General features: G+C 72.2%; 17 protein-coding genes. 6 read left to right on the top strand and 11 right to left on the bottom strand.

What is annotated here, in order from left to right:
- Nucleotides 1-32 precede the first annotated feature (32 nt).
- Nucleotides 33-563, bottom strand: a complete 531-nt coding sequence (locus ACFYO9_RS06280) for a DUF4232 domain-containing protein (protein WP_358774576.1) — start codon at nucleotides 561-563, stop codon at nucleotides 33-35.
- 192 nt (nucleotides 564-755) lie between these two features.
- Between ACFYO9_RS06280 and ACFYO9_RS06275 the strand changes: the two genes are divergently transcribed.
- The gene (locus tag ACFYO9_RS06275; RefSeq protein WP_358774578.1) at nucleotides 756-2,246 is read left to right on the top strand and encodes a helix-turn-helix transcriptional regulator; all 1,491 of its coding nucleotides are present in this window, start codon (nucleotides 756-758) and stop codon (nucleotides 2,244-2,246) included.
- Nucleotides 2,247-2,329: 83 nt separating this feature from the next.
- The gene (locus tag ACFYO9_RS06270; RefSeq protein WP_358774580.1) at nucleotides 2,330-3,568 is read left to right on the top strand and encodes a PLP-dependent aminotransferase family protein; all 1,239 of its coding nucleotides are present in this window, start codon (nucleotides 2,330-2,332) and stop codon (nucleotides 3,566-3,568) included.
- A gap of 8 nt (nucleotides 3,569-3,576) precedes the next feature.
- Here the strand turns inward: ACFYO9_RS06270 and argS are convergent, their stop codons facing one another.
- Entirely contained in the window at nucleotides 3,577-5,343 is a 1,767-nt protein-coding gene (gene argS / locus ACFYO9_RS06265; RefSeq protein WP_358774582.1) for an arginine--tRNA ligase, read from the bottom strand.
- Between the two features lie 146 nt (nucleotides 5,344-5,489).
- On the opposite strand from argS, the gene lysS reads away from it, so the two are divergent.
- Entirely contained in the window at nucleotides 5,490-7,307 is a 1,818-nt protein-coding gene (gene lysS / locus ACFYO9_RS06260) for a lysine--tRNA ligase (RefSeq protein WP_355820099.1), read from the top strand.
- A 98-nt stretch (nucleotides 7,308-7,405) separates the two neighbouring features.
- Nucleotides 7,406-7,615 carry a hypothetical protein gene (locus tag ACFYO9_RS06255; protein ID WP_355820101.1) on the top strand — a complete coding sequence of 70 codons (210 nt, stop codon included), beginning with the start codon at nucleotides 7,406-7,408 and terminating at the stop codon, nucleotides 7,613-7,615.
- A gap of 5 nt (nucleotides 7,616-7,620) precedes the next feature.
- Here ACFYO9_RS06255 and ACFYO9_RS06250 read toward each other — a convergent pair whose 3' ends face one another.
- From ACFYO9_RS06250 to ACFYO9_RS06240, 3 genes are all read right to left on the bottom strand, one after another.
- Entirely contained in the window at nucleotides 7,621-8,943 is a 1,323-nt protein-coding gene (locus ACFYO9_RS06250; protein WP_358774584.1) for a DUF2637 domain-containing protein, read from the bottom strand.
- 197 nt (nucleotides 8,944-9,140) lie between these two features.
- Nucleotides 9,141-10,031, bottom strand: a complete 891-nt coding sequence (locus ACFYO9_RS06245; RefSeq protein WP_358774585.1) for a DUF3558 family protein — start codon at nucleotides 10,029-10,031, stop codon at nucleotides 9,141-9,143.
- 144 nt (nucleotides 10,032-10,175) lie between these two features.
- Nucleotides 10,176-11,096, bottom strand: a complete 921-nt coding sequence (locus ACFYO9_RS06240; RefSeq protein WP_358774587.1) for a DUF3558 domain-containing protein — start codon at nucleotides 11,094-11,096, stop codon at nucleotides 10,176-10,178.
- 181 nt (nucleotides 11,097-11,277) lie between these two features.
- On the opposite strand from ACFYO9_RS06240, the gene ACFYO9_RS06235 reads away from it, so the two are divergent.
- Nucleotides 11,278-12,471, top strand: coding sequence for an RtcB family protein (locus ACFYO9_RS06235; RefSeq protein WP_358774589.1), 1,194 nt, complete (start codon nucleotides 11,278-11,280; stop codon nucleotides 12,469-12,471).
- A gap of 38 nt (nucleotides 12,472-12,509) precedes the next feature.
- Here the strand turns inward: ACFYO9_RS06235 and ACFYO9_RS06230 are convergent, their stop codons facing one another.
- The 3 genes from ACFYO9_RS06230 to ACFYO9_RS06220 all read right to left on the bottom strand — a co-directional run bounded on the left by ACFYO9_RS06230 (nucleotide 12,510) and on the right by ACFYO9_RS06220 (nucleotide 13,899).
- Nucleotides 12,510-12,719, bottom strand: a complete 210-nt coding sequence (locus ACFYO9_RS06230; RefSeq protein WP_355820166.1) for a hypothetical protein — start codon at nucleotides 12,717-12,719, stop codon at nucleotides 12,510-12,512.
- A gap of 2 nt (nucleotides 12,720-12,721) precedes the next feature.
- The gene (locus ACFYO9_RS06225) at nucleotides 12,722-13,486 is read right to left on the bottom strand and encodes an SDR family NAD(P)-dependent oxidoreductase (protein WP_358712873.1); all 765 of its coding nucleotides are present in this window, start codon (nucleotides 13,484-13,486) and stop codon (nucleotides 12,722-12,724) included.
- A 77-nt stretch (nucleotides 13,487-13,563) separates the two neighbouring features.
- Nucleotides 13,564-13,899 (bottom strand): YnfA family protein, encoded by a 336-nt coding sequence (locus tag ACFYO9_RS06220; protein WP_358712977.1) that lies wholly within the window; start codon nucleotides 13,897-13,899, stop codon nucleotides 13,564-13,566.
- A gap of 121 nt (nucleotides 13,900-14,020) precedes the next feature.
- Between ACFYO9_RS06220 and ACFYO9_RS06215 the strand changes: the two genes are divergently transcribed.
- A complete protein-coding gene (locus ACFYO9_RS06215; protein WP_355820115.1) occupies nucleotides 14,021-14,509 on the top strand; it encodes a MarR family winged helix-turn-helix transcriptional regulator in 489 nt (162 codons plus the stop codon).
- A gap of 29 nt (nucleotides 14,510-14,538) precedes the next feature.
- Here ACFYO9_RS06215 and ACFYO9_RS06210 read toward each other — a convergent pair whose 3' ends face one another.
- The 3 genes from ACFYO9_RS06210 to ACFYO9_RS06200 all read right to left on the bottom strand — a co-directional run bounded on the left by ACFYO9_RS06210 (nucleotide 14,539) and on the right by ACFYO9_RS06200 (nucleotide 17,506).
- On the bottom strand, nucleotides 14,539-15,975 hold the full coding sequence (locus tag ACFYO9_RS06210) for an MFS transporter (protein ID WP_358774590.1): 1,437 nt from the start codon (nucleotides 15,973-15,975) through the stop codon (nucleotides 14,539-14,541).
- A 117-nt stretch (nucleotides 15,976-16,092) separates the two neighbouring features.
- Nucleotides 16,093-16,599: a GNAT family N-acetyltransferase gene (locus ACFYO9_RS06205; RefSeq protein WP_358774592.1), complete on the bottom strand. Its 507-nt coding sequence runs from the start codon at nucleotides 16,597-16,599 to the stop codon at nucleotides 16,093-16,095.
- A gap of 58 nt (nucleotides 16,600-16,657) precedes the next feature.
- On the bottom strand, nucleotides 16,658-17,506 hold the full coding sequence (locus ACFYO9_RS06200) for an AraC family transcriptional regulator (protein ID WP_358774594.1): 849 nt from the start codon (nucleotides 17,504-17,506) through the stop codon (nucleotides 16,658-16,660).
- Between the last annotated feature and the right edge of the window lie 9 nt (nucleotides 17,507-17,515).

Below are 17,515 nucleotides of genomic sequence, written 5' to 3'. Positions count from 1 at the left end.
TCCGCGTCAGCGGGAGGCGGGCGGCGCGCCGCTCACCACTGCAGGGCGGTCGACGCCGAGGTCTGCCAGTACGTGACGAACGCGGAGCTGTCCACGTACACGCCGTCCTGCGGGAGTTCGGCCGCCGCCGGGCCGCCCGCGTTGCCGTTCATGGCGCGGTTGGCGAAGTAGACGCCCAGGTCGTGCGCCTGGTAGCCGTCCGTGCCTTCCGGCGACGACGTGCCGATGCCCGCGTACGCCGACTGGCCCGGCTTCAGCGTCACGACCGCCTGCGGCCGGCTGTCCTCCACCCACGGAGTGGCGGCCTGCCCGTTGTCGAAGCGGAGGTACGGCGCGCCGTACGCGTAACACGTCTTCGTCCCCGTGTTCTTGGCCTTCAGGAGCAGGTGGTTGATGGGCCGGCTGACCTCCTGGACGGTGACCTCGGTGTTGGCGGAGGTGCAGGTGACCGGCGCCGCCTGCACGGACGGGGCCGCGGCGGACGCGGCGCCCCCGAGCGCCGTGAGCGAGACGGTGGCGGCGATCGCGGCGGCAGCGGCGGCGGCCTTGATGGTGAGTCGCATGGCTGGTCTCTTTCGGTGTGATGTGGCAGACGCGAGCCGCGCCGAGGGGCTCCCGGATGCGGCGTGCTTGTATGGCCACAGCTTGTGCGGGGTTTCGTCCCGGCAGCCAGCGTGGGACGGCAGTTGGGGACGTTGGGACACCCGTACGGCCCTGATCTGCGACAACTCCGTTCCTTGGAACGGATGGATGGGATGGGAGAGAGCGTGGGGGCGGGCGATCTCGCGGAGTTGCTGCGGGAGCTGAAGGAACGGTCGGGGCTCAGTTACGGGGCGCTGGCCAAGCGGTTGCATGTGTCGACGTCGACGCTGCACCGGTACGTCAACGGTTCGGCCGTGCCCATGGAGTTCGCTCCGCTGGAGCGGCTCGCCCGGGTGTGCGGGGCCACCCGGGAGGAGATGGTCGAGGTCCACCGGCGGTGGATCCTGGCCGACGCGACGAGGGGGGACCGGAGGGAGGGCGACTCGGCGCCCAAGGGGTTGGCCCCCGAGGAACCGGCCCCCAAGGAACCGGAATCCGGCGCCCCCACCCCCACCTCCGACACCCCCACCTCCGACGCCCCCACCCCCTCCGACCCCGCGACCGACCCCGACGACGGCACCCCCGGCATCGTGATCAGCCGGACCCCCGCCCCCGCCCCCGCCCCCGCCCCCGCCCCCGCCCCCGCCCCCGCCCCCGCCGCGGGCCGGCGCCTGCGGGAACGGCTGCCGCGCGCCCGCGTGCTCGTCGCCGCCGGTGTCGTCGCCGCCCTCGGCGCCACCGCCGTCGCCGTCCAGGCCGCCTCCGGCGGCGGTGACCGCGACCGGGTCTCCACCAGCTCACCGACCGCTGAGGGCGGCGAGTCGGACCGCAACCCCGGCGTCAGGTCCGCGTCGCCCTCCGGCAAGGCGGACGGCAAGGGCGAGAAGGGCGGGAAGGGCGAGAAGGGCGAGGGGGAGAAGGACTCCGGCACGGCGAAGGGCAAGGGCGGCGCGAAGGGTGACGGAGAGCGCAGGCGCACGCCCGTCACCGGCGAGAGCGGCACCGGCAGCAGCGGCGCCGCCCTCAGCGGCGCCCCGGTCACCGTCTCCACCCAGGCCCAATACTGGGACCAGCCCTGCGGCCACCCCTACCTCGTCGACAAGGCACCCGGCACCCTCTCGCCGCCCCCCAACGAGCAGGACGCGGCCGGCTGGGTCTCCGCGAACGGCGCGGTCTCCGCCCGGGACCAGTCCGTGAAGCTGACCGTCCAGGGCACCGGCAAGGACACCGTCGTCCTGGAGGCCCTGCACGTCCGGGTCGCCGGCACCGACGCGCCGCTCTCCTGGAACAACTTCAAGATGGGCTACCTCGGCGTCGGTTGCGGCAGCGGAATCCCCCGGCACACCTTCGCCGTCAACCTGGACGCGTCGGTGCCCCGGCCGAGCCCCGACGACCCCAAGGACACCTTCCCGTACAAGGTGAGCGCGAGCGACCCCGAGGCGTTCTACGTCAACGCGACCGCCAACACCCGCTACGTACGCTGGTACTTGGAGCTGGAGTGGTCGAGCGGCGACCGGCACGGCACGGTGCGCATCGACGACTCGGGCAAGCCGTTCGCCACCAGCGGCGACAAGAGCCGTCCCGTGTACGCGTATTCGCTCAACAGCAAGAAGTGGACGCCGACGCACCGCAACGACGACGACGTGCCGGACCCGCCCGCCTAACAGCGGGTCCGTCCGCATCCCGGAATGGTGCGTGTAGGCGGCACACGGCTCCTTACCCTGCCCGAAACGCAAAGGAGCCGCAGATGACCGCCACCGACCTCCCCGCCAAGGCCCCCGTCCCGGCCCCCGCCCAGGCCCCCGCCCCGCTCCCCGCGCTCGCGGCCCGCGCCGCCGCCGTCGGGGGCTCGCCCGTACGGGACATCCTCGCGGTCACCGCGCGCCCCGAGGTCATCAACTTCGCGGGCGGGCTGCCCGCGCCCGGCCTCTTCGACGGCGACGGCATCGCGGCCGCCTTCCGCGCGGTCCTCGAAGAGACGCCCGAGCGGGCCCTGCAGTACTCCACGACCGAGGGCGAGCCCGCGCTGCGCGCCGCCATAGCCGCCCGCGCGGCCGCCCGGGGCCTGCCGACCGACGCCGACGACGTCCTCGTCACCACCGGCTCGCAGCAGGCGCTCTCGCTGCTCGCGACCGCGCTGCTCGAACCCGGCGACACCGTCCTCGTCGAAACCCCCTGTTATCTGGCGGCACTTCAGGCCTTCGCCTTCGCGGGCGCGCGCGTGGTGCCCGTGCCCTGCGACGCCGTCGGCATCGACCCGGCCGCCCTCGACGCACTCGTCGCCCTGCACCGCCCCAAGTTCCTCTACACCGTCCCCACCTTCCAGAACCCGACCGGCCGCACCCTGCCCGCCGACCGGCGCGCGGCCGTCGCCGAGGTCGCCGCGCGGCGCGGGGTCTGGATCGTCGAGGACGACCCGTACGGGGAGCTGCGCTTCGAGGGCGAGCGCGCGCCGTGGATCGCCACGTACCCCGGGGCGGCGGACCGCACGGTGCTGTTCGGCAGCTTCTCCAAGGTCATGGCGCCCGGGCTGCGCCTGGGCTGGCTGCGCGCGCCCGCGGCGCTGCTGCGGGCCTGCGCCGTCGCCAAGCAGGCCGCCGACCTGCACACGCCGACCGTCAACCAGCTCGCCGCGGCGCGCTACCTCGCCGACCGGGACCTGGACGCGCACATCGCCCGGGTCGCGGGCGTCTACCGCGAGCGCCGCGACGCGATGCTCGCGGGGCTCGGCGACGCGCTGCCGGCGGGGTCCACGTGGATCCGCCCCGAGGGCGGCATGTTCGTGTGGGCCAGGCTGCCCGACGGGTACGACACGACGGAGCTGCTGCGGACGGTCATCGCGCACGACGTGGCGTACGTGCCCGGCGCGCCGTTCTTCGCCGGCGAACCGGACCGGGCCACCCTGCGCATGTGCTTCGTGACCCAGTCACCGGCCGAGATCGCGGAGGGACTGCGGCGGCTCGGCCGGGGACTCGGTGAGAGGTGAGCTGAGGGTCAGAGGCGCTCGGGCGTGCGGATGCCCAGCAGGGCCATGCCCTGGTGGAGCGTCCTTGCCGTGATGTCGCACAGGAACAGGCGGTTCTCCACCACGTCCTGCGCGGGGCGCGGCTTGATCACCGGGCACTGGTCGTAGAACGTCGTGAACAGCGACGCGAGCTGGTACAGATACGCGGCCAGCTTGTGCGGGGCGTACTCGGCCGACGCCTCGTGGACGAGGTCGCCGAACGCGTCGAGGTGCAGGCCGAGGGCCCGCTCGGCCGGGGCCAGCGCCAGCTCCGGGTGGGCGGCGGCGGTGTCGCCCTCGGACTTGCGCAGGATCGACCTGATGCGGGCGTACGCGTACTGGAGGTAGACGGACGTGTCGCCGTTCAGGGACACCATCTGGTCGAGGTCGAACTTGTAGTCGCGGTTCGCCGACGTCGACAGGTCCGCGTACTTCACGGCGCCGATGCCCACGTACCGGCCGTTCTCGACGATCTCCTCCTCGGTCAGGCCGATCTTCTCGGCCTTCTCCCGCACTACGGCCGTGGCCCGCTCGACCGCCTCGTCGAGGAGGTCCTCCAGGCGGACCGTCGTGCCCTCACGCGTCTTGAACGGCTTGCCGTCCGCGCCGAGCACCGTGCCGTAGCCCATGTTGTGGGCGGTGACCTCGTCGTTCAGCCAGCCCATCCGGCGGGCCGCCTCGAAGACCATCTTGAAGTGCAGCGACTGGCGCACGTCCACCACGTACAGCAGCGTCGTCGCGGCCAGGTCGACGACACGGTCGCGGATCGCGGAGAGGTCCGACGCCGCGTACCCGAAGCCGCCGTCGGCCTTCTGCACGATCAGCGGGACCGGCTTGTCGTCCTTGCCGCGGATCTCGTCGAAGAACACGACGAGCGCGCCCTCGGAGCGGACGGCCACGCCCGACTCCTCCAGGAGGCGGGCGGTCTCCGGCATCAGGTCGTTGTACGCGGACTCGCCGACGATCTCGTCGTCGCGGACCTCCATGTCCAGCTTCTCGAAGACCGAGTAGAAGTAGACCTTCGACTCGTCGACGAAGCGCTGCCAGAGGCCGAGGGTCTCCTTGTCGCCGGACTGCAGGGCGACGACCCGCTTGCGGGCCCGCTCCTTGAACTCCTCGTCCGCGTCGAAGACCGCGCGCGACGCCTTGTAGACGCGGTTCAGATTGCTGATGGCCTGCTCGCCGTCGACGTCCTCGGCCGGGGCCAGCTGGTCGGGGTTCTCGATCAGGTACTGGATGAGCATGCCGAACTGCGTGCCCCAGTCGCCGATGTGGTGGCGGCCGATCGTCTTCTCGCCGGTGAAGTCCAGCATGTGCCGCAGGGCGTCGCCGATGACGGCGGAGCGCAGGTGGCCGACGTGCATCTCCTTCGCCACGTTCGGCTGGGCGTAGTCGATCACGGTGGTGCCCGCGGCCGGGTTCAGCGGGACGCCGAGCCGGTCGCCGTCGGCGGCGCGGGCGGCGAGCGTCCGCGTGATCGCCTGATCGGTGACCGTGACGTTCAGGAACCCGGGACCGGACACCTCGACGTCGGCGAGCAGCTCGCCGCGGGTGATCCGCTCGACGACCTGGGCGGCAAGGTCGCGGGGGTTCGCCTTGGCCTTCTTCGCGAGCGCCAGGATTCCGTTGGCCTGGAAGTCGGCCCGGTCGCTGCGTCGCAGCAGCGGGTCCGCGGCGCCTGCTTCCGGCAGGGCTGCCGTCAGGGCGTCCGCGAGGCGCTGGTGGACGGAGGCGGTGAGGGACGTGACCGAGGCCATGGATGGGTGCCGTTCTGCTCGGGTGCCGGGCGTTGCTGCGACTGCAGAAACCGAGTATCCCACGCGGTGAAAAGCGGTTTTCGTGGTGCGGCGACGACCTGGGAGAATGGCTGCGTCAAGCGGTACTCACGTATGAGAAGAAGGGCGTGCCGATCGTGGCTCAGAGCACCGATACCACCGACTGGGTCTCCCGTTACGCGGACGAGGTCATCGCCGAGTCGGAGCGTCGTGCTTCGGGCGGGAAAGAAGACGGCGCGGGGGCGCGGACCATCGTCGTCGCCTCCGGACTCTCCCCCTCGGGCCCGATCCACCTGGGCAACCTCCGCGAGGTCATGACCCCGCACCTGGTCGCCGACGAGATCCGTCGGCGCGGGTACGAGGTCCGCCACCTGATCTCCTGGGACGACTACGACCGGTACCGCAAGGTCCCGGCGGGCGTCGCGGGGGTCGACGAGTCCTGGGCCGAGCACATCGGCAAGCCGCTGACCTCCGTGCCGGCCCCGGCCGGCTCGGCGTACCCGAACTGGGCCGAGCACTTCAAGGCCGCGATGGCCGAGGCGCTCACCGAGCTCGGCGTCGAGTACGACGGGATCAGCCAGACCGAGCAGTACACCGCGGGCACCTACCGCGAGCAGATCCTGCACGCGATGAGGCACCGCGGCGACATCGACGCGATCCTCGACCAGTACCGCACGAAGAAGGACCCGGCCAAGGCAGGGAAGGGCAAGCAGCAGCAGAAGCCCGTCGACGAGGCGGAGCTGGAGGCGGCCGAGGGTTCGGGCGCGGCCTCCGAGGACGACGGCAGCGGCGGCACGGGCGGGTACTACCCGTACAAGCCGTACTGCGGGCGGTGCGAGAAGGACCTGACCACCGTCGTCTCGTACGACGACGAGACCACCGAGCTCGTCTACACCTGCACCGCCGAGGGCTGCGGCTTCGGCGAGACGGTCCGCCTCAGCGAGTTCAACCGCGGCAAGCTGGTCTGGAAGGTCGACTGGCCGATGCGCTGGGCGTACGAGGGCGTCGTCTTCGAGCCGTCCGGCGTCGACCACTCCTCGCCGGGCTCCTCCTTCGTCGTCGGCGGCCAGATCGTGCGGCAGATCTTCGGCGGCGTGCAGCCGATCGGCCCCATGTACGCCTTCGTGGGCATCTCCGGCATGGCGAAGATGTCGTCCTCCAAGGGCGGCGTGCCCACCCCGGCCGACGCCCTGAAGATCATGGAGGCGCCGCTGCTGCGCTGGCTGTACGCGCGCCGCAGGCCCAACCAGTCCTTCAAGATCGCCTTCGACCAGGAGATCCAGCGGCTCTACGACGAGTGGGACAAGCTGGAGTCCAAGGTGGCTGGGGGCACCTCCCAGGCTTCCGGCCCTGGGGGAGGTTCGGTGCTGCCCGCCGACGCCGCCGCGCACTCCCGCGCGGTCCGCACGGCCGCCGGTGAGCTGCCGCGCACCCCGCGCCCGCTGCCGTACCGGACGCTGGCCTCCGTCGCCGACATCACCGCGGGCGCCGAGGACCAGACCCTGCGGATCCTGCGCGACCTCGACCCGTCCGACCCGATCACGTCCCTGGACGAGACGCGGCCGCGCCTGGACCGCGCCGAGAACTGGATCACCACCCAGGTCCCGGCCGAGGCCCGCACCATCGTCCGCTCCGAGCCGGACGAGGAGCTCCTCTCCTCGCTCGACGAGGCCGGCCGCGAGTCGCTCCGCCTCCTCCTGGAGGGCCTGGACTCGCACTGGTCCCTGGACGGCCTCACCCACCTCGTCTACGGCGTGCCGAAGGTCCAGGCGGGCTTCTCGGCGGACGCGACGGCGAAGGAGCTGCCGGCCGAGATCAAGGGCGCGCAGCGCTCCTTCTTCGCGCTGCTCTACCGCCTCCTGGTCACCCGGGAGACCGGCCCGCGCCTGCCCACGCTGCTGCTCGCCGTGGGCGCGGACCGGGTGCGCAAGCTGCTCGGCTCGTAGGACGGGCCCGGCAGGGATGCCGACTGCGCCCTTCGGACTACCCGGGTCTCGGCCGCAGGCACGACGCGCGGCCGGGATCCGGCGCCGACGATGGACGCATGAGAGAGATCATCGCCATCGTCGGGTGGGTCACCGGAATCCAGGGCGCGCTCGGCGTGGCCGGACGCGTCGTCGGCGACGAGCCCTGGGGCATGCTGCACAACTGGTGGGACGTGCCCACACCGCTGTACGTTGTGCTGTTCCTGGCGGGCACGGGGCTCGCGTTCTACGCGGAGGACGCGAAGCGGCGGCAGAGGGCGCGCGCCTGATTTGGCTACGCGATGTGGTCTTCCACGAACTCGCTCTCCAGGCGGGCCGTGAAGCGGTCCATGTAGTTGTTCAGTTCGCGGGACTGCAGGCGCAGGCCGAAGGCGGCCTCCGCGTTCGCCGCGAACGCGCCCGGCGTCGGCATGCCCTCGCCCTCTATCGACTGCCGGAACACCTGGTACAGGTCCTCGTCGCTCGGGGCGGGCACGGGGAACTCCGGTCCGGCCTGCGGCTGCTCGTGGCCCTGCTGCGGCTGCTCGTACGCCTGCTCGTGCGGCTGGTCGTACGCCTGCTCGTGCGGCTGGTCGTGGGCCTGCTCGTGCGGCTGGTCGTGTGCCTGCTCGTGCGGCTGGTCGGAGCCCTGCCGGCGTTCCTGTTCCGCGTACCACTCGTCGTAGGGGGCCACCGGCTCGTACGAGGCGTTGTGCGCCGCGAACCACGGGCTCGCGTGGTTGGCGACCGGGAGCGTCTCCTGCGCGGTCTCCGGTTCCGGTTCCGGCTCCGGCTCCTGGGCGGCCTCGGGGGCCGACTCCGGGGCGGCGGCGGGGGTTTCGGCGGTGGGCGCCGCCGTCAGCTGCTGGCGCTCCTCGGCGCTCCGCTGCGCAGGCACCGGCACCGGCACTGTCGTCGGGGCGGGCGGCAGCAGGACCGGCTCGATGCCCGCCGCGGCGAGCCCGGCCGGCGCGGTCTCCGCGAGCGGCACGCCGAAGCGCGCAAGGCGCAGCGGCATCAGCGACTCCACCGGCGCCTTGCGGCGCCACGCGCGGCCGAACCGGGCCTGCAGGCGCGCCTGGTAGACGAGGCGCTCCTGTTCGAGCTTGATGACCTGCTCGTAACTGCGCAGCTCCCACAGCTTCATGCGGCGCCACAGCTTGAACGTCGGTACGGGGGAGAGCAGCCAGCGGGTGAGGCGCACGCCCTCCATGTGCTTGTCGGCGGTGATGTCGGCGATCCGGCCCACCGCGTGCCGGGCCGCCTCCACCGCGACCACGAAGAGCACCGGGATCACCGCGTGCATCGCGACGCCGAGCGGGTCGCCCCAGCTGGACGCCGCGTTGAACGCGATCGTCGCCGCCGTGAGCAGCCACGCCGTCTGGCGCAGCAGCGGGAAGGGGATGCGCAGCCAGGTCAGCAGGAGGTCGAGGGCGAGCAGTACGCAGATGCCCGCGTCGACGCCGACGGGAAAGACCGCGGAGAAGCTCCCGAAGCCCTTCTCCTCGGCCAGTTCGCGCACGGCCGCGTACGACCCCGCGAAGCCGATCCCGGCGATGACGACCGCTCCGGCGACGACCACTCCGATGAGTATCCGGTGCGTGCGTGTCAGCTGCATCGCGGCCACCCGCGAACCCCTCCCTGTACAAGTCCCTGTTTCCAGGCCTGTGTCGGCTTGTTGCGAGCGACAGCCTGGCACACGTGTGCGGGCAGCCGTGCCCCGGTACGCCGGGAGCCCGGCCCACCGGGGGCCGGGCTCCGTCAACATGCCTGTACGGGGCGACAGTTGGCCGCCGCCGTGGATGCGACGCCGTGTCAGGACTTGCCGCTGTCCTTGTCCTTGGACTTGGCGTCGTCCTTCTTCGGCTCGTCCTTCTTGGAGTCGTCCTTCTTGGCGTCGTCGGACTTCGCGTCGTCGCCCTTCGGCTTCTCGCTCGCGCCCGAGGACGCCTTGCCGCCGCCCCCGTTGGCCGACGCGACCGCGCCGACGGTCTCCTTCGCCGCCTTCTCCGCGTCCTTCGACAGCTTGCCGGCGTCGGGGGACTTGTCGCCCGCGAGGCCCGCGCCGTTGAAGTCGACGGTGACGACCACGTTCTCCACGCGCGCCACGACCGTCTGCTGCTTGAAGGTGTCCTTGTCCTTCTTCAGGTCGTACCGCACGAGCGTCGCCTGCTCGCCGATGCCCTGCACGGCTTCCGTCTTGACGCTCTTGGCGTCCTTGGTCGCCTTGGCGTCCTCGACCTGCTTGGCGAAGTTGTCCTGGGCGCGCTGGGCGCCGCTGCCGAGCGAGGCGTCGGACTCGAAGCGCAGCTGCGAGACGCGCAGCCAGCGGAACTGGGAGCCGTCGACGCCGTTGTTGTCGAGGCTGTCCCAGGAGCAGCTGCCGCGCAGCGCGGTGTCGCTGGACGTGCCCGCCTTGCCCGACTTGTCCTTCGCCTTGGGCACCAGGTCGCCGAGCGTCTTCTTCGACAGGACGTCGCAGGGCTCGGGAAGCTTCGCGTACGCGGCCTTCTCGACGCTCGCGGCCTTGTCGTCGCCCTTGGCCGGGGCCGAGGACTTCGAGCTCGCGTCCTTCTTCGCCCCGTCGGAGCCCGAGCCGGAGTCGGAGTCCGAGGAGCAGCCGGCGACGAGGATCACCGGTACGGCGGCCGCGCAGACGAGGAGGCGGCTGCGGAGCTGTCGCTTTCGCTGTGCAGGTCGGTGCATGGTTCCTTCACTCTGTTCGTCTCGTGACGTCCAGTTCGTCTCGTGACGTCGTCGGGTCCGAGGGGCCACGGTACGCGCATGGGACGACGGACGGCTCCGCTTCGGCGCAGGCGGACGCCCCTCCGTACCCCCGCGAAACGGCCGCTACTCGTCGAACTCGCCGGCCAGCGAGTCGGCCAGTTCCTGCGCCTTGTCCTGCATTTCCTTGCTGTCGGGGACGTCCGTGCGCCGGCCGGGCTGCTCGTCGTACTCGACGGTGACGATGACGTTCGACGTGCGGAACACCACAGTCACGGTGCGGTGACGGGAGGCGGAGGCGGCGGTGGTGAGGGCGTCGTCGAGGAAGGCCTCGTCGCCGAGGTCGGTGAGGGGGCGCGGTTCGAGGCCGGGGGGCGGAGTGGTGGGCTCGGTGGCGGCGCCGTCCGCGCCGCCCTTCGCGTCGTCCTCGGCGCCGTCCTTCGTGCCCTTTTTCCTGCCGTTGTCGTCGTCGGCCTTGCCCTTCTTGCCGCCCTGGGCCTTGTCGCCGCCGCCGTCCTCGCCCGCGTCGCCGCTCTCGTCCCCGCCCGTGCCCCCGCCCTCGTCCTCACTCTCGGAGGAGGTTCCGGGGGGCGCCTGGAGGCCCGCCTCGCGCAGCTTGCCGGCGTAGACCTCCGCGGCGCGGGCGTCGTCGCTGACCGTCCCGTCGTACGAGACGACGCGCTCGAAGTCGACGAGGAGGTGGTGGGTGGCGTCGGACGACTCGATCTTCCAGTTGCACCCCACGCGCCGGTCGGTGTCGTACGTCGCCGCGGGCGTGCCCTCGTACGCCTTCTCCCGCTGCTCGGGGTCCTCGATCTCCGTGATGCCGGGGAGCATCGCGTCGAGGGTGTCGCGGTCCACCTCGCCGCAGGGCTCGGGGAGCGTGCGGTACTTGCCCGGCTGCGCCGCCGCGGTGGAGCTGCCGCCGCCGCCCGGCTTGGAGTCGTCGCTCTCGTCGCCGAGGCCGGACCCGCCGGTGCAGCCGGTCAGGACCACCGCGAGGAGTGCGGCGACACCGGATACACGGGCCTTGGCCTTTCGCTGCACCGTGAGGGCTCCTCTCGCCGGGCTCTGCCTGGATATTGGGTTGCCGCTGGTGGGCGGCCGGTGGAGACAATGTGTATCGCACGCGCTGCCGTGGACGCCGGTCCGTCACCCTATTCGTTGACCTTGGCTCCGGTATTTGCGTTTCCGGGCTTGTAGTGGATTACGGGGGGTTGAGGGCGAAATGTCGTATGTGGAGGTTCCCGGGGCGAGGGTGCCGATCCGGATGTGGACGGACCCCGCGTCGGTCGAGGAGGGCGCGCTGCGCCAGCTGCAGAACGTGGCGACGCTGCCCTGGATCAAGGGCCTGGCCGTCATGCCGGACGTCCACTACGGCAAGGGCGCGACGGTCGGTTCGGTGATCGCCATGCGGGGCGCGGTGTGCCCGGCGGCGGTCGGCGTCGACATCGGCTGCGGCATGTCGGCGGTCAAGACGTCGCTGACCGCGAACGACCTTCCGGGTGACCTCGCGCGGCTGCGGTCGCGGATCGAGGCGGCGATCCCGGTGGGGCGCGCCCTGCACGAGGACCCCGTCGGGCCGGGGCGCTTCCACGGCATGGCGACGGCGGGGTGGGACGACTTCTGGGGACGGTTCGAGGGGGTCGCGGCGGCGGTCAGGTTCCGGGAGGGGCGGGCGGCGAAGCAGATGGGGACGTTGGGAGGGGGCAACCACTTCGTGGAGATATGTCTAGATATGTCCGATTCGGTGTGGCTCATGCTGCACTCCGGATCCCGGAACATCGGCAAGGAACTGGCCGAGCACCACATCGGCATCGCCCAGTCGCTTCCGCACAACCAGGGCCTGGTCGACCGGGACTTGGCGGTCTTCGTCGCGGACACCCCGCAGATGGCGGCGTACCGGAACGACCTGTTCTGGGCTCAGGAGTACGCGAAGAACAACCGCGCGATCATGATGGGGCTCCTCCAGGACGTCATCCGCAAGGAGTTCAAGAAGGCCAGGCCGACGTTCGAGCGGGAGATCTCCTGCCACCACAACTACGTCAGCGAGGAGCGGTACGACGGGATGGACCTGCTGGTCACCCGCAAGGGTGCGATCCGCGCCGGCCGCGGTGAGCACGGCATCATCCCCGGCTCGATGGGCGCCGGTTCGTACATCGTGAAGGGCCTCGGCAACGAAAAGGCCTTCAACTCCGCCTCGCACGGCGCCGGCCGCCGCATGAGCCGGGGCGCGGCCAAGCGGCGCTTCTCGGCGAAGGACCTGGCGGACCAGACGCGGGGCGTCGAGTGCCGCAAGGACGCCGGCGTGGTGGACGAGATCCCGGCGGCCTACAAGCCGATCGAGCAGGTGATGGAGCACCAGCGCGACCTCGTGGAGGTCGTGGCGAAGCTGAAGCAGGTCGTCTGTGTGAAGGGCTGAACGTCTCCCCGGCCGAGTGGCCCGCCCCGCGCGGGCGCCTACTTCGCGTGTTTCACCGCGTAGATCATGATGAACGCGACGATGTGGATGCCGAAGAGGAAGTACGCCAGGTACCACCACACCAGGCGTTCGTTCTTCTTCTCCTCCGCCAGGCGGCGCGTCTCGTGTTCGTGGGTGAGGCGTTCCAGGGGGTCGGGGGAGTCCGCGGAGTACGCGGGGGCGCCGGGGTCGTCGCCCGGGAGTGTCATCGTCACGACTCCCGGTGGACCTTGGTGTTGGAGGCCTGGGCGCGCGGGCGGACCACCAGGAGGTCGATGTTGACGTGCGGCGGGCGGGTGACCGCCCAGGTGATGGTGTCCGCCACGTCGTCGGCGGTGAGCGGTTCGGCGACGCCCGCGTAGACCTTCGCGGCCTTCTCCGTGTCGCCGCCGAACCGGGTCAGCGCGAACTCGTCCGTCTTGACCATGCCGGGCGCGACCTCGATGACGCGGACCGGGGTGCCGACGATCTCCAGGCGGAGGGTCTCGGCGAGGGCGTGCTCGGCGGTCTTGGCGGCCACGTAACCGCCGCCTCCCTCGTACGTCCCGTGGCCGGCCGTGGAGGAGAGGACGACGACCGTGCCGTCGCCGCTCGCGGTGAGCGCGGGCAGCAGGGCCTGCGTGACGTTCAGGGTGCCGATGACGTTCGTCTCGTACATCTGGCGCCAGTCGGCCGGGTCGCCGGTGGCGATGGGGTCCGCGCCGAGCGCGCCGCCCGCGTTGTTCACCAGGACGGCGATCTTCTGGAAGGCCGTGGCGAAGGTGTCCACCGCGGCGCGGTCGGTGACGTCCAGCGCGTACGCGACGGCGTCGTGCCCGGCGTCCGTCAGCTCGGCGGCGAGCGCCTCGATGCGGTCCTTGCGGCGCGCGGTGAGGACGACGCGGTAGCCGGCGGCGGCGAGGCCGCGGGCGGTCGCGGCGCCGATGCCGCTGCTGGCGCCGGTGACGATCGCGATGCGGGTGGCGGCGGCGGTCATGGGCGCTCCTCGGCAGGGGTCGGCGGCGGCCCGCGGCGGGTCTCCGCCGGGCCGTCCGGTCAGGATATGCGTGCGGTTCAGTCGCCCCGCGGGGCGTACATGATCACGGCCATGCCGGCGAGGCAGACCAGCGCGCCGACCACGTCCCACCGGTCGGGCCGGTAGCCGTCGGCGACCATGCCCCAGGCGAGCGAGCCGGCGACGAAGACCCCGCCGTACGCGGCGAGGATGCGGCCGAACTCGGCGTCGGGCTGGAGCGTCGCCACGAAACCGTAGACGCCGAGCGCGATGACGCCCGCGCCGATCCAGGCCCAGCCGCGGTGCTCGCGCACGCCCTGCCAGACGAGCCAGGCCCCGCCGATCTCGAAGAGGGCGGCGAGGACGAAGAGGGCGGCGGAGCGTGCGGCGAGCATGGTCGACAGGGTGGCATGCCGCGCGGGGCGCGCGGTCCCGCCGGGGTCTGCGAGGGCGCCTCCTGCGTCGTACGATTGTTGTCCGGCGCAGATATCGGTCTCCTGGAGGGGCGTTCCCGTCATGCCGAAGGACGAGAAGGGCCGGCGCGGGCTGCTGATGGGCGAGCTGTCCGTCGAGTCGCGCCGCTACATGGCCTCGTACGCCCTCTTCAACCAGGCCGTCGCCGACCACCTGAAGCTGCACCCCACCGACGTGCAGTGCCTGAACCTGCTCAGCCTGGAGAGCGGTCCGGTCACCACCGGGCGCGTCGCGGAGCTGACCGGCCTGACGACGGGGTCGGCCACGCGGCTCGTCGACCGCCTGGAGAGGGCGGGTTACGTCGTACGGGAGCGGGACGCCGGCGACCGGCGGCGGGTGCTCGTGGCGACGGTGCCGGAGAAGGTCGCCGAGTTCGGGCGGATGTGGGGCAGGCTGAGCGGCGGCTGGTTCGAGCTCTTCGAGGGGCTCGACGACGACGAACTCGCGCTGCTCATCGGCCACATGAAGCGCACGGTGGAGTTCAGCGGCGCGCAGGTGGAGCGGATCCGCGGCGGCGAGCTGGACGGCTGACCGCAGGCCGGGGCTGCTGGCCGCGTGCGTCAGTGGTGCGGGTCCTCCTGGGCCCTGCGCGGCAGCAGTCGTACGAGGGGGAGGCACAGCAGCGTGACGCCCGCGACCACGACGAGGCTGACCGTCATGGCGTGCGCCGCGCCGTCGTCCACGGTCTTGAAGAACACGGTGGTGACCGTGGCCGCTCCGACGGCGTTGGCGAGCTGCTGCACCGCGCTCAGCGAACCGCTCGCGCTGCCCGCCTCCGCGGGGGCGATGTCGCCGATCGTGACGTCGTAGACGGTCCCGAAGCAGGTGCCCATGCCGACGCCGACGACGAGCAGCGGCGGGACGAGGGCCCACGTGCCGGCCTCCGTGCCGGAGACGGCCGTCAGGGCGAGCAGCCAGCCGGTCCCGGCGAGCGTGATCAGCAGACCCGCGAGGACGAGGCCGCGGCCGAACCTGCCGATGAGCCGGTAGCAGGCGATCGAGGCGACGACGATGCCGACGGAGAGCGGGAGCAGGCCGAGCGCGGTGCCGGTGGGTGAGCGGCCGAGGCCTTGCTGGAGGAAGAGCGAGATGACGTAGAGCAGTCCGGAGACGGCGGCGAAGAAGACGATGCCGAGGGCCAGGCCCGAGGTGAAGCCGCGGTTGCGCAGCAGCGAGGGCTGGATCAGCGGGCTCGGGGCGGTGGTCTGGCGCCGGCAGAAGAGGGCGAGGGCGACGAGTCCGCCGATGAGGAGCAGGGCCGGGGCGGGGCGGGACCAGCCGTTGGTGGAGCCCTCGATGAGGCCGGCGAGCAGCCCGAGCATGGTGGCGCCGAGGAGCGCGGAGCCGAGGCCGTCGACGGAGGTGGTGGCCTCGCCGCCGTCCTTCGGCAGGAGGCGGACGGCGGCGAGGAGCGCGCCGCCGCCGAGGACGAGGTTGATCAGGAACATGGGGCGCCAGCCGAGGCCGCCGAGGTCGGCGTCGACGAGGAACCCGGCGAGGACGGGCCCGCCGACGGCGGAGAGTCCCATGACGGGACCGAAGAGGCTGAAGGCCTTGCCGATCTGCTCGCGCGGCCAGGTGGCGCCGAGGATGCCGAAGCCCTGCGGGATGACGAGGGCGCCGAACGCGCCCTGGGTGAGCCGGGCGACGACGAGCGTCTCGGGGGTGGGGGCGAGGCCGCAGGCCAGCGAGGCGAGGGTGAAGCCGGCGAGGCCGAGCAGGAAGAGGCGGCGCCGCCCGTACTTGTCGCCGAGCCGGCCGCCGACGACGAGCAGGACGCCGAGGGCGAGCGCGTAGGAGGCGCCGAGCCACTGGATCAGGGCGGGGCCGCCGTCGAGGTCCTCGGCGATGGAGGGGGCGGCGACGTTGGTGATGGTGGCGTCGACGAGGTCGAGGACGTCGGCGGCGAGGACGACGGCGAGGACGGCCCAGCGTTTTCGGGCGGACAGGGGCAGGTCTTGGGTCTTCGGTGGTGCCGGGGTGGTGTCGGTGGGCATGGGGAGGCGTCCTTCGCGCAGCTATGATTGCGGCACGCATCATCTGCGTGACGCAGGTAAATGTGAAGGAGAGGCCAGGGAGCTGTCAAGGCGGTTTACGGGCCGGGCCCCCGGGCCTCAGCCCACGGTGAGGCGCCAGTCGTTGCAGGGGTGCCAGTTGCCCTTGGGGTACTCGATCGTCGCCTCGCCGCGCAGCGTGAAGCCCGCCTTGCGGCAGACCGCGTTGGACGCGGCGTGATCCGTCGCGGGGAACGCGTGCAGGTGGGCGTGGCGGCCCGCCGCCCGCGCCTCGTCGGCCACCAGCCGCGCCGCGTCCGCCGCGACGCCCCTGCCCTGGAACTCGGGGAGCACGCCCCACCCCGTCTCCCAGACGGTCTCGCCCTGCCAGGTCGTCTCCCAGAACCCGATCGAGCCGGCCGTCTCGCCGTCCAGCGTGATGCGGAACATCCGGCCCTTGTCGTCGAGTTCCAGGTAACGCCGGTGGCGGTCCCGCACCTTCTCGTGGGTCTCCGGGCCGCCCAAGTGCGCCGTCATCCCGGGGGTGTTGAGACGCAGGAGCAGCGCGAGTCCGCCCTCGTCCGACCAGGGTTCGAGTCGCATCCGCGGTGCCTGTGATCGCTCCATGACGTCACCGTAGGCGCAGGGTCCGACAACGGCCCCTCGTACAGCCCCCGTTCAGGCCTCACCGCACCCCGTACGCCGTCGGCGGCACGCCCACCGTCGCCGTGAAGTCCCGTACGAGATGGGCCTGGTCGGCGTAGCCGAGGGTGGCCGCCAGGTCCGCCCAGTCCACGTCGTGCTCCGACTCGGCCCGCTCCAGAGCCTCGTGGATGCGGTACCGCAGGATGATCCACTTCGGCCCGACGCCCACGTACCCGGCGAAGAGCCGCTGCAGGGACCGCACGGACAGGCCCTGCGCACGCGCGAAGGCGTCCACGCGCCGGATCGAGCGGTCCGCGCGGATGCGCTCGACGAGTTCAGCGGCGAGGTCGGCCTGCGGATCCGGCACCGGCGCGAGGCCCAGCAAGAAGGCGTCGAGCGCCGCCACGCGCGCGTGCTCGTCGTCGGGGGCGAGGACGGCCGCCGCCGCGGCCGCCGCGTCGTCGGGGGTGTACGGGAAGACCTCGTGCAGCGGGAGCCTGCGCCCCGTCAGGTCCGACACCGCGTGATCCGGCGCGAACGGGCGGAAGGCGCCGGGCCGGAACTGCACCCCGCACACCCGCCCGCGCCCCTCCAGCTTCGTGCCGAAGAGGCCGAGCCCGATGCCCGCGACCTCGCCGAAGCGCCGGCCCGGGCCGCCGGGGGCGAGGGGCCCGTACGACTGGAAGACGACGTTCACCGAGGGGTGCGGCACCACGTGCGAGGCGTAGGGCTCGGCCAGGTCCCAGTCGATCAGCCAGTAGTGCTCCAGGTACGGGCGCAGCGCCTCGGCGGGCGTGCGGCGGCGGAAGCGGACCCTGGCGAGGAGCCCGGCCGCGTCGACGATGCCCCGGGTGTCGCGTCGGGGGGAGTCCGCGGCTGCGTCCGGCATGGGGGGATC

Origin of the sequence: Streptomyces sp. NPDC005863, from assembly GCF_042871345.1 — a bacterium.
In the GTDB taxonomy this organism is placed as follows: domain Bacteria; phylum Actinomycetota; class Actinomycetes; order Streptomycetales; family Streptomycetaceae; genus Streptomyces.
The sequence above is the reverse complement of the archived record's forward strand: the minus strand, read 5'-3'. Positions and strand labels throughout refer to the sequence as shown.